This is a genomic window from Pedobacter sp. Leaf132 (assembly GCF_920984695.1).
Taxonomy (GTDB): Bacteria; Bacteroidota; Bacteroidia; order Sphingobacteriales; family Sphingobacteriaceae; genus Pedobacter.
In genome coordinates, this window is sequence record NZ_CAKLBO010000004.1 from 119472 (window position 1) to 132210 (window position 12739).

The 12739-nt window shown below is 37.1% G+C and carries 10 protein-coding genes; 4 read left to right on the top strand and 6 right to left on the bottom strand.

Translation table 11 applies throughout. The features are described 5' to 3' along the window. Window positions 1–3 precede the first annotated feature (3 nt). Entirely contained in the window at window positions 4–381 is a 378-nt protein-coding gene (rbfA, locus tag LUA86_RS09735) for a 30S ribosome-binding factor RbfA (RefSeq protein WP_231460432.1), read from the bottom strand. A gap of 185 nt (window positions 382–566) precedes the next feature. On the opposite strand from rbfA, the gene LUA86_RS09740 reads away from it, so the two are divergent. After that, complete coding sequence (locus tag LUA86_RS09740; protein ID WP_231460433.1) at window positions 567–920, top strand: four helix bundle protein; 354 nt, start codon at window positions 567–569, stop codon at window positions 918–920. A 69-nt stretch (window positions 921–989) separates the two neighbouring features. Here LUA86_RS09740 and hflX read toward each other — a convergent pair whose 3' ends face one another. The 5 genes from hflX to LUA86_RS09765 form a co-directional block, all read right to left on the bottom strand. Next, on the bottom strand, window positions 990–2180 hold the full coding sequence (gene hflX, locus LUA86_RS09745) for a GTPase HflX (protein WP_231460434.1): 1191 nt from the start codon (window positions 2178–2180) through the stop codon (window positions 990–992). A gap of 197 nt (window positions 2181–2377) precedes the next feature. Then, window positions 2378–3160, bottom strand: coding sequence for an indole-3-glycerol phosphate synthase TrpC (trpC, locus tag LUA86_RS09750; RefSeq protein ID WP_231460435.1), 783 nt, complete (start codon window positions 3158–3160; stop codon window positions 2378–2380). Between the two features lie 81 nt (window positions 3161–3241). After that, window positions 3242–3844 carry an aminodeoxychorismate/anthranilate synthase component II gene (locus LUA86_RS09755; protein ID WP_231460436.1) on the bottom strand — a complete coding sequence of 201 codons (603 nt, stop codon included), beginning with the start codon at window positions 3842–3844 and terminating at the stop codon, window positions 3242–3244. 77 nt (window positions 3845–3921) lie between these two features. Next, window positions 3922–5319 (bottom strand): anthranilate synthase component I family protein, encoded by a 1398-nt coding sequence (locus LUA86_RS09760; protein ID WP_231460437.1) that lies wholly within the window; start codon window positions 5317–5319, stop codon window positions 3922–3924. A 480-nt stretch (window positions 5320–5799) separates the two neighbouring features. Then, window positions 5800–6246, bottom strand: a complete 447-nt coding sequence (locus tag LUA86_RS09765; RefSeq protein WP_231460438.1) for a cytochrome B — start codon at window positions 6244–6246, stop codon at window positions 5800–5802. A gap of 114 nt (window positions 6247–6360) precedes the next feature. Here LUA86_RS09765 and LUA86_RS09770 point away from each other — a divergent pair, with 114 nt between their 5' ends. From LUA86_RS09770 to LUA86_RS09780, 3 genes are all read left to right on the top strand, one after another. After that, entirely contained in the window at window positions 6361–9384 is a 3024-nt protein-coding gene (locus LUA86_RS09770) for an amidohydrolase family protein (protein WP_231460439.1), read from the top strand. Continuing rightward, entirely contained in the window at window positions 9374–10693 is a 1320-nt protein-coding gene (locus LUA86_RS09775) for an amidohydrolase family protein (RefSeq protein ID WP_231460440.1), read from the top strand. Before LUA86_RS09770 ends, LUA86_RS09775 begins: the two co-directional genes overlap by 11 nt. A gap of 192 nt (window positions 10694–10885) precedes the next feature. Then, window positions 10886–12739 carry a hypothetical protein gene (locus LUA86_RS09780; protein WP_231460441.1) on the top strand — a complete coding sequence of 618 codons (1854 nt, stop codon included), beginning with the start codon at window positions 10886–10888 and terminating at the stop codon, window positions 12737–12739.

Below are 12739 nucleotides of genomic sequence, written 5' to 3' on the forward strand. Positions count from 1 at the left end.
AAACTATTCTGCTTCTTCGTCTGGTTGTCTTGGTTCTTTAGCAATCTTATCAAAAAGATGATCCATCCGTTCTACATATTCGTTGGTATCATCAACAAAAAAAGTAAGTTCTGGAACAACCCTTACCTGATGGCGAATTCTAGACCCTAATTTATACCTGATTTCTCCGGCATGTGAATTTACTGTATTGATTGAAAGCGTAGTATTATTGGTATTAAAAAAGCTTAAATAAACTTTTGCCACCGCTAAATCGGGCGATACACGCACACGAGTGATGGTTACCAATGTGTTTGGCAAAAATGCAGCACCCTCACGCTGAAAAACCTGTGCTAACTCTTCTTGTAGCACTCCTGCAAATTTTTGCTGACGTTTACTTTCCATAATATTAAAATTTTCAAATTTCAATAGTCAATTATCAAACCACAAACGCCAAAAAAATAAAATAACGATTGTATCTGAAAAACAACTACAAAATTCTTTATTGCTGTAAAAATACTATATTTATTTAAGAACATTCCTAATATCAAACTCGATAACTAATATCCCAAGTTTTATTAAGCCATATTATGAATGAAACAAATTTCAATCTTGAAGATAGAACATTTCACTTTGCACAATCTATCAGAAAATACTGTAAAAACGTTAGTCAAACAATCATCAACATTCAAGATATTAAACAAGTTGTACGCTCATCAGGCTCAGTTGCCGCGAATTACATTGAAGCTAATGAAGCATTGAGTAAAGCTGATTTTATATATCGTGTAAAAGTTTGTCGCAAAGAAGCTAAAGAAACAGCACTTTGGATAAATCTAATCGACATAGAAGACAAACCTGAACTTAATTTGGTAAAATCTACATTAGCTGATGAAGCAAAACAACTTATGTTAATCTTTAATGCAATCATTAAAAAATCAGCTTAGCTATTATCTACGAAACTTCGCACCTTGCTGGTTTGATAATTGAAATTTGAAAATTGCTTACTCTATCAATTAATAAAGTAAATTACTATCATACGGGTACCTTGCAACATGCGCTGCTTTAACCTTATCGTATAATAATGTTTTAAACTCTTCGATATTTTCCTTTTCAGTTGCTGAAATAAATAAAACCGGAACCTTATCATGGCTCATCCAGCTGCGTTTAAATTCTTCAAGCGTTAATTTTCCATCGTCGTCTTCATCATCAACCTCCGGCGAAACATAGGCATCAATTTTATTGAAAAGCAAAATCATATCCTTATCAATTGCACCAATATCTTTTAAAGTTTCGTTTACGGTGTTTATCTGATCCTCAAAATTCGGATGCGAAACATCAACAACATGAATCAATAAATCAGCTTCTCTAACTTCATCTAAAGTAGATTTAAAACACTCTACCAAATGGTGAGGAAGTTTGCGAATAAAACCAACCGTATCAGATAAAAGAAATGGAAGATTTTCAATCACCACTTTACGAACAGTAGTATCAAGCGTAGCAAAAAGTTTATTTTCTGCAAATACTTCCGATTTCGAAAGCATATTCATAATCGTTGATTTACCAACATTTGTATAACCTACCAGCGCTACACGAATTAACTGACCGCGATTTTTGCGTTGCGTTTCGTTTTGCTTGTCAATATTTCTTAAACGCTCTTTTAACAGCGAGATTTTATTTAAAATTATCCTTCTATCACTTTCAATCTGCGTTTCACCAGGACCACGCATACCAATACCACCTTTTTGACGCTCAAGGTGCGTCCACATACCAGTTAAACGCGGTAAAACATATTGCAATTGCGCTAACTCTACCTGTGTTTTAGCCTGAGCTGTTTGTGCCCGGTTGGCAAAAATATCCAGAATCAGATTACTTCTATCCAAAACCTTAACACCTAATTCTCTGTCAATATTTCGCAGTTGCGATGGCGACAATTCATCATCAAACACAACCGTATCAATTTCTTCTGATTTTACATAGGCCTTTATTTCCTCGAGCTTACCTGTACCTACAAAAGTAGCACGCTCTGGCTTAAGCATTTTTTGTGTAAAAACCTTCTCCACTTTTCCGCCTGCGGTTTCAACCAAAAAGGAAAGCTCGTCAAGATATTCTTTTGTTTGTTCTTCCTTTTCGCCGGGTGTAACCACACCAACCAAAATTACCCGCTCCTGCTTTATCGCAGTATCATAAAATTTCTGTTTTCCCATTAATGCAACAAAGATACAAAATTTGTAAAATGTGATTTCACATAGAAACCATAGAGATGTAATAAAAGTTTTATAAAGACAGAAAAGCGACCTGCATAAGGCAGCCGTCATTGCGAGGCACGAAGCAATCTACTACTGAGATTGCTTCGTGCCTCGCAATGACGAAAAAATTACGTACTTCCGTGGCAAAGAAAGAATTACAGATGCGTTACAAAATCCCTAATCGCAGCACCCGGATTATCGGTTTTCATAAAATTTTCACCAATTAAAAAGCCGTTAAAACCAGCATTTCTAAGTTCTTTTATCGTTTCCGGATTGCTAATTGCACTTTCCGAAATCTTCATAAACTCATTCGGTATTTTATTAACCAAATCAAAAGAAGTTTGGATATTAACCGTAAAATCAGCCAAATTTCTATTGTTAACACCAATTGCATCTAAATTAGGGCAAATACTGCGTTCTAATTCTTCCAAATCGTGAACTTCTAACAATACATTTAAGCCCAAACTTTGTGCAAATTTGCCGTAATCGCTAATTTCCTTTGGAGTTAATATTGCAGCGATTAAGAGAATAATATCCGCACCCCAGGCTTTAGCTTCCAGAATCTGGTATTCATCAATAATAAAGTCTTTTCTTAAAACCGGAATATTGTTGGCTGCTCTGGCTGCAATTAAATCTTCGGTTTTACCGCCAAAAAAATCAACATCTGTTAAAACAGAAAGCGCAGAAGCACCGGCATCGCTGTAGGCTTTGGTAACTTCAGCAACATCAGCAATTCCATTTATTAAACCTTTGGATGGTGAACGACGCTTGAACTCTGCAATAATTCCGTTTCTATCATCAGCCAAAAGGAAATCTTTAAAAGAATATGGTGTACGGTTAAAATTAGTCGATTGCTCTAAATCAGCAACTGAAACCAACTGCTTTGCATCAGCAACTTCTTCTTTTTTACGTAATACAATTTTATCTAAAATAGTCATTTTTCTAAGCTATCGTCATTGCGAGGCACGAAGCAATCTATTGATGAGATTGCTTCGTGCCTCGCAATGACGTGTTTATTTTTAACTGGTCAACCAGTTCTCCATCATTTGTTTACCATATTCGGTAAGCACACTTTCAGGATGGAATTGTACACCCCGAACATCTAGTGTTTCGTGTCTTAAAGCCATGATTTCGCTCTTGTGGTCTCTTGCTGTGATTTTTAAACAATCCGGAAAATTCTCTTTACTTACTACCCAACTGTGGTATCGCCCAACATTAATGGTTTGCGGGCATTCCCAAAATAAAGATTCATCGCCATCTACAACCGTAACCGGAGTAGCAATACCATGCATTGGTCTGCCAAGGTTTAAAAGCGTTCCTCCAAAAACTTCGGCTATGGCCTGCTGACCTAAACATACGCCAAAAATACTTTTTGTGGCTGCATAAGTTTTTATTACATCAAGAAGCAAACCCGCTTCCTCAGGAATTCCCGGACCTGGAGATAACAAAATCTTATCGTATTTATCTACATCAGCAAGCTCAAATTTATCATTACGCCACACTTCAGCTTCATAACCAACCTCATTAATCAAATGAACCAGATTGTAGGTGAAGCTATCGTAATTATCGATTACAAGAACCACCCCCTTGCCCCCTGAAGGGGGAATATTACTATTATTCATTTCTATCCTTTCTAAAAAAATCCTTTATATACAATCTTCAAAATTTGCTATTAAGCTCCCCTTTATGGGTTTGGGGGTTAAATCTCTTTCGCCATTTCAACTGCTTTTCTAAGCGCAGCAATTTTATTATTCACTTCCTGCATTTCAGTTACAGGTACAGAATCGGCTACAATTCCGGCGCCAGCACGATAATGCAATTCATTATTTTTACTCATAAAAGTTCTAATCATTATGGCATGATTAAAATCTTCGTTAAAGCCCATAAAACCTATTGCACCTGCATAGAAATTTCTACCTAGTTTTTCGTTTTCATCAATTAATTGCATGGCTTTATATTTTGGCGCACCACTTAAAGTTCCGGCCGGATAAGTATCTGCCACAACTTTAAAAGCGCTAACATCATCTTGCAAATGGCCGCTAACTTTACTAACGAGGTGTATTAAGTGAGAATAATATTGAACTTCTTTGAATGATTTAACCTCAACGCGATTACAATGCCTGCTTAAATCGTTTCGAGCCAAATCTACAAGCATCACATGTTCTGCACTTTCTTTTGGGTCTTGCTCTAACTTTTTTGCCTGCTCTGCATCTTCCACATCATTACCACTACGTTTAAAGGTTCCGGCAATTGGGAAAATATTTGCAGTATTATTTTTTATGGTGATTTGTGCCTCCGGCGATGAACCGAAAAGCTTAAAGCTGCCGTAATCGAAGTAAAATAAATACGGCGATGGATTTATAGAACGAAGGCAACGGTAAACATTAAATTCATCGCCAGTAAATGCTTGCTTAAAAGCTCTTGATGGCACAATTTGAAAAACATCACCACGGTAAATATGCTTTTGAAGTTTTTCTACCAAATCGATAAAGCCCTGGTCGGTAAGGTTTGATTTTTCTTCGCCTTTGGTTTGAAATTTATATTCAGGATAGTTTTTATTCTGAATTAAATATTCCATTTTCTCCAAACCACTTTCTTCCTCGCCTTCAAATGAATTTCTAAACAAAGTGATTTCATTTTTGAAATGGTCTATAGCAATAATATATCGGTATAAGTGGTACTGCATTTCAGGAATTTCCTCACCATCTGGTGTTTCAGAACTGAACTTAATATCTTCGAAGTGCTGTACGGCGTTCCAGGTAAAATAGCCAAACAAACCGCTGGTAATAAATTTAATTTCAGGGATTTCGGTTTCCTTAAATTTATCTTTAAAATCCACAATTTCTTCAGTTAAGTTTTCTGTTTCCTTAATCTCAACGGTTCCGTCGGGGAAATAAGTTTCCAACCGATTTCCTTTTAAAATAATTCCGGCAACAGGCTCTGCACAAACAAAACTCATAGAATTTTCTCTACTATGGTAATCAGAACTTTCTAATAAAATACTATTCGGATAAACATCGCGAAGGCGAAGGTAAATACTAACCGGAGTAGTGGTATCGGCAAGCATTTTCTTGTATTGTGTATTTATTTTAAACATTATCTTTTCGTCATTGCGAGGAGGAACGACGAAGCAATCTCTCCCCTTTTGAATTATTATTATAAAAATAAAAAGCCCGGCGTGTGGTTCTACGCCGGGCTTTAATGGTTCTTTTTAAGATTTAGGATGATAGAATATTTTCATCATACGCAGCCGGCGCAATTCTGTTTTGAATTACCTTGCCAAAGCCATGCATGTATATTGTTAATCATATAGAGCAAAAATATAAAGAATTTTGAAAAATGAAAATTTTTATAAAAATAGTTTAATGTATGGTTTGATTTATTAACCAAATTGAGGGGTATGACTATGAATAGATGTACGAGGCCTAAGTTTATAAACCTGACAGCGCGAAAATACTTTTTGTTTCAGAAACTTAAATTAAAGCCCTGCCTTAAACAAAAAGATTGCAGTAATGGCAGGGCTTTGCTTTAATATATGCTGAAACTTGCTTTTCAAATAAATTTGATTAACATATCATTAAGAAATACCAAAAAAGCTTCTTCCCGGAACTTCTTTAACCATAAGGGCAATAGATACAATGATGATAAGTAAACCCAAACCAAAAAAGGTGGCAATAGTACGATGTTTAGCCACAGCATCGGCAACTTTTTTTGATTTCGCATTACCAACGGTAATTAAAATAATTGCGATAATCATCATGCTGATGTGTTCCATTTTAAAATAACGAACCGCAGGCGCACCTTTACTGCTCATAGCATACCAACCTTCGGTAAAATAAAGCACCAATCCGATAAGCAACTGGATGTGTGCACTAATTAAGGTAAACACGTTTAACTTTCTATTGCCTTCAGTGTAAGGTTTGTTGCCAAACCAGCCCGATAATGCTTTAACTACGGCAACAATTAGTAATGCAAAAACAACATAGCGCCAACCTGAATGCGCACTTTTTAGAATTTCGTTCATGATTTTATTTTTATAACCCTCAAAAATAAATATTTATTGTAAAAAATAGGTTAATTAACAAATTGAACAGTAATTTATATTAGTTTTAAAGCAAATAAACCCCCTAAACATATTATGAAGAAAATTTTACTCGCCTTAGCGCTGGTATTTTCCTCTACAATTCTGTTTGCACAGCAAACCACCTATCCTGTTAATGGCTCATACGATACAAGACCAGGAATGTTTGCCTTTACTAACGCAACAATTGTAGTAAATGCCACAAAAACTTTGTCAAATGCAACATTATTAATCAAAGGACAAACGATACAAGCCGTTGGTGCTGGTTTGGCTGTTCCAAAAGGTTATGTGATTGTAGATTTGAAAGGAAAATTTATTTACCCATCACTTGTTGATGCCTTTTCGAGTTATGGTACACCAGATGCAGCCACTCAGGCTCGCGGATTTGGCGGTCAGCGCCAATCTATATTTGTATCAACCAAAAAAGGAGCATACGGTTGGAACGAATCTATCAGACCTGAAACCTATGTAAAAAATATTTTTACAGTTGATAGCAAAAAAGCAGATGATTTACGTAAAGCTGGCTTTGGTAGTGTAAACGCTATCAGTCGCGATGGTATTGCCCGCGGCGTATCAGCCGCTGTAACTTTAAATGATGGTGCAGATAACAACGTTTATCTAAAAGATCAAACCGCAGCCAATTATTCTTTTAATAAAGGAACATCATCAAACGATTACCCGACTTCATTAATGGGTTCTATCGCTTTGCTTCGCCAAACTTATTACGATGCGCAATGGTATGGCAAACAAAAAGAAGAGTATAATATTTCTTTGGATGAATTTGCCAAGCAACAGGCAATGCCTCAAATTTTTGAGGTTGATGGTTGGGCAAACGTACTTCGTGCCGATAAAATTGGTAAAGAGTTTGGTAAACAATACATTATTAAATCTACTGGCGATGAATACCAAAGAATTGCAGAAGTAAAAGCGACTGGTGCAAGTTTAATTATTCCATTAACTTTCCCTAAAGCATATGATGTAGAAGACCCGGCAGAGGCAAGAAACATTACATTAACTCAAATGAAAGCCTGGGAAATGGCACCAACTAATGCTGCAGCTTTAGAAAAAGCAGGTATTAACTTTGCATTAACCTCTTTCGGGTTAGATAACACACGCGATTTCTGGACAAACATCCGCACTGCGATAGAAAATGGATTAACGGAGAAACAAGCTTTAGCTTCGGTAACGGAGATACCAGCTACTTTATTAGGTATAAACGATAAAGTGGGTTCACTGGAGAAAGGTAAAGTAGCCAACTTCTTAATATCATCTGATAATTTATTTAAAAAAGAGAATATCATTTTCGAAAACTGGGTACAAGGAAAACGTTTCATTGTAAATAAAATGGATGTTTCTGATGTTCGTGGTACTTATAATTTAAATGTTGATGGTATTGCTGGAGCATTAATTTTAAAAGTTACCGGAACTGGTAGCGGCTCTAGTGCAGCAATTGAAAGAACTGGTGCAGACAGCACAAAAACAACTGCAACTTTTACCAGAAACGGCGACTGGCTAAGCATCAACTTCAATTTAAAGAAAAACCCTAAAGGAGATGTTCGTTTAAGTGGTTATTTAACCTCTGCAAATCCACTAACTTTTAAAGGCGAAGTAGCTTTGCCTGATGGAACTTTTGGAAAATTTACAGCAACTTATAAAGAAGCTGCAAAAGAAACGCCAAAACGCGATGAACCAAAACCAGCAATAGCTATGGGTTCTTTACTTTATCCTTTCGGTGCTTTCGGAAATACAGAAATACCAAAACAAGAGAGTGTTTTAATTAAAAATGCAACCGTTTGGACTAACGAAAAAGAAGGAATTTTGCAAAATGCAGACGTGCTTTTAGAAAACGGCAAAATAAAAGCCGTTGGAAAAAGCTTATCAGCAGGAAGTGCAAAAGTTATTGATGGTACAGGCAAACACGTAACTGCTGGTATAATTGATGAGCACTCACACATTGCAGGTAGCGGAGGCATTAACGAGGGTGCACAGTCTGTTTCTGCTGAGGTACGTATTGCGGATATCATTAACTCTGAAGATGTAAACATTTATCGCCAGTTGGCTGGTGGTGTTACTACTTCACAAATCTTACACGGTTCGGCAAATCCCATTGGTGGGCAATCTCAATTAATAAAATTACGTTGGGGTAAAGCACCAGAAGAATTAAAATTTGCAGGTGCTGATGGTTTCATCAAATTTGCTTTAGGCGAAAACGTTAAGCAAAGTAATTTTGGTACTGGCGCACGTTTCCCGGTTACCCGTATGGGCGTTGAGCAAACATTTGTAGATGAATTTACACGTGCAAAAGAGTACGAAAAAGCAAGAGCAGTTAAAGGTAATACTGTTCGCCGCGATTTAGAATTGGATGCAATTGTTGAAATTTTAAATAACAAACGCTTTATCACTTGCCACTCTTATGTGCAAAGCGAAATCAATATGTTAATTCATGTTGCAGATAGTTTAGGTTTCAAAATCAACACTTTTACGCACATTTTAGAGGGTTATAAAGTAGCTGATAAAATGAAAGCGCATGGCATTGCAGCTTCTACTTTTTCTGATTGGTGGGCTTACAAAAACGAAGTTGCAGAGGCAATTCCATACAATGGCAAAATTATGCACAACGTTGGTGTAAGAACAGCATTTAACTCTGATGATGCGGAAATGGCTCGTCACTTAAATCAGGAAGCTGGAAAATCAGTGCTATACGGTAATGTTCCGGAAGAAGATGCCTTAAAATTTGTGACTTTAAACCCGGCTCGTATGCTTCATATTGATGATAAGGTTGGCAGTTTAAAGCCTGGTAAAGATGCTGACGTAGTAATCTGGTCGGCAAACCCATTATCTATTTATGCAAAAGCAGAAAAAACTTTTGTTGATGGCGTGGCTTATTGGGATCTGGAAAAAGATGCTCAGGTAATGAAAACACAACAAGGAGAAAAAGCTCGCTTAATTCAAAAAATGTTGGAAAGCAAAAACACCGGCGGTCGTACACAACGTCCGTTTGGCCCTGCACCACGTTTATACAATTGCGAAACTTTAGGAGATTATTCAGCAGACTTAAACGAAACAGACCATGCACACTAACATAAAGTATATCTTAAGTCTGGCTTTATCGACATCTAGCCTGATGTGCTTTGCTCAGGCAAACATATCGCCAGCAAAAAAACAAACTAAAACCATTGCCATAACCGGAGCAACAGTTCATGTTGGCAACGGAACGGTTATTGAAAACGGAACTATCCTTTTTGGTAACGGAAAAATTATCTCGGTAGTGGCGAATGGACAGGTTCCGCAAGATGATGTTTTACGCATCAATGCCTCGGGTAAGCACATTTATCCGGGTTTAATTGCAGCAACAACAAATTTAGGTTTAGCAGAAACTGAATCTATAAAAGCAACTTTAGATTATCAGGAAATAGGTGATTTCAACTCACATATCCGTTCTATTGTGGCTTACAATACCGATTCGAAAGTTCCGGCAACCTTACGTAGTAACGGTGTTTTAATGGCACAACCTACACCACAAGGCGGCACAATATCTGGTAGTTCATCTGTTGTACAACTGGATGCCTGGAACTGGGAAGATGCAGCGATTAAAAAGGATGATGCTATGCACATGACCTGGCCGGTTACGCCTCGTTTCCGTGGTGGTTTTGGCGGTTTTGGTCGCCCGCAGGTTTCTCCGGAAATGCTTAACGAAAGAACGCAGGCAGCAATTAACCAGTTAACTTCTTTCTTTGCCGAAGCAAAAGCATACTCAGAAATGGGAAAAGCAGAAGTAATTAACACGCGTTTTGAAGCAATGAAACCTGTTTTCGCTGGTAAAGAAAAATTATTCATCGCAGCCGAAAGTCAGAAAGATATTGTTGCGGCAGTAAATTTTGCTAAAAAGTTCGGAATCACGCCGGTTATCACCGGCGCAGATGAGGCTTATTTGGTCATCGATTTCCTTAAAGACAATAACATCTCTGTCGTGGTAAAACAACCTCATGCACTACCAAATAATAACGACGATGACGTAAATATGCCTTATAAAAATGCAGCTATTTTAGCTAACGCAGGACTAAATGTGGTGTTAAGTATCGATGGCTACTGGCAACAACGTAATTTAGCATTTATGGCCGGAACAGTTACCGCTTGGGGTTTAGATAAAGAAAAAGCTTTATCAACCATTACGCTAAATGCTGCAAAGGTTATGGGTGTAGATAAAACTACCGGCAGTATCGAAACCGGAAAAGATGCAACTTTCTTTATTTCAGCAGGTGATGCTTTGGACATGAGAACAAACAAAGTGGAGCAGGCTTTTATCCAGGGAAGAGATATTAACCTGGATAACCTACATAAACAGCTTGATAAAAAATTCAGCGATAAATACGAAGCTGAAAAGAAATAAGTTAATCATCTAACAAATCATTTTAATCCCTTCACCGATTCATTTCGGTGGAGGGATTTTTATTTTTTAGGCTATTTTATGTCGTTCATGTGGCCACGTATGTCGTTCATGTCATTTTAGCTAAAGTTTAAGTTTATTATTTTATATTTAAGTATTCATCATCCCTAACCAAACAGAAACTAATTATAAAAAATGATGAATAAATTAATGCTCAGCAAAGGCAAAGCTATGGCTTGCCTAATCTTAATGTGCCTATTTGTGGCGCAAAGTTGTAAGAAAGATTTATTAAAACCCGAATCTAATGACCTTCATAACGGTATTTCTATTGCTGAGGCAAAAGCTTATTTTGATTCGAACTTAAGGCAGAATGCGAAGCCTAAGAAGCTGATGAGCAATGGCCCTTTATCAAACAGCGTAAATTTACATGATTTGCTAAATAGTAAACAACCAATCTGGGATAAAGCTTACGAAAAATTAATTTCGACAGGCAAAGCGGTTAAAATACCTCTAGATTTCGGGAAAGCGGAAATAATTGTTAATTCAAAAACAAAATCAGTTATACCTTTTAGCTCGTTAAATTATTTGTTAATGTACAAAGACAGTCTTGAGCAAATTCATGCAGAGTGGGTGTCGCTTGTTCCACAAGCTTCATGGCTTGAGAAACAAAGTAATGCTTACAGAGGACAAGTATTTGTAAAAGACTGGGCTGGCAAACTGATAAAGTGTTACTCCTATAACACAGTTCAGCCACAACCTAAAACTGCTCTAGGAGCTAAAGGCAAAATAATGTCTGCAACCGAAACGCATTTAACTCTGCCTGTTTATGCTGAATCATACTGTATACGATTACCTGCAGGTGTTTGCACTTGCACAGCGCCTCCTTGCGATTGGAGAAGTTGTAATGTTTGTGGCAAAACAATTTGTGGCCTTGTATGGAGCGGTGGTGGAGGGGATGAACCAGACCAGGAGCCTGAAAATAATAATAGCCAAAATTACGATGGATGGACTCCAACATCGCATTCAGGTGGTGGAGGCGTTACTAACTGGACGGACTATCTGCCAAGTTGTAATCCAGACCCAAATTATACTGTTCCAAATTATCCTGCTCCTAATGGGCAGGAGTGGGTTATGTCTTGTTATGGGCTACCCTTGCCAGAGAGTCCAATATTCGAAGCAAGAGAATATATGGCCAACTATATGGGCATAACCGATTTAAATAAACAAAACTTTTTATTATCAAATAGCAATGTGTATGGTGCTCTTGTAGATTATACACTTGCCAATGGAGATACCCCTGAAAATAAGGATTTTATTAATTGGGCAGTAGGGTATTTAATGCAAAATCCTAGTGTAAATCTCAATGATTTTACAAATCAGTTTTTTCCAACTACTACGATCATCACCAATCCTGATGCAGACAGTTGGACAGACCCTGATGATCAAATATTATTTGATTCTGATCAAACTGTTTATCAGCAATATCAGGATAATCAGCCATGGCCTACTGTTAATAGGGTAATAGAATTTGAAAAATTTGTGCCATTAAGACAAACAATTGGTCCTAATGGACAACCGAAAGATGTAAGTTGTTTAATATTAGCTAAGGAACAACTTGGTAAAGCGGGTTACACCTGTTCTGGTTATTTGCCAGGATCGCAGACATTTTCAATTTATACTACTCAAAACGGCGTAGATTTGGCTGAAACTAAAAAAGCCATTAGTTATGTGATTAGTTCGCTAAATCAAAAAATACCAGTATTAATAGGAGTCGATAATAGACCAGGTCCACCAGCTGCCAATCTAGACAATTCCACCGATCATTATGTGGTTATAGTTGGAATGGGAACCGATATTAATGGTAAGTACTTTCAGTTTGTAGATAGTGCAACGAATAATCCTTCTACCGGAGCAAGTTATAATAATAGGTTATATTATAATTCAGCAACCGGAAAAATCACAGGAAAAACGGCTATAGTAGGCTATAGAAATTTAGCAGGAATGCATGATTATATTATAACTCAAGTTCGGAAAAGCATAAAAAAATAG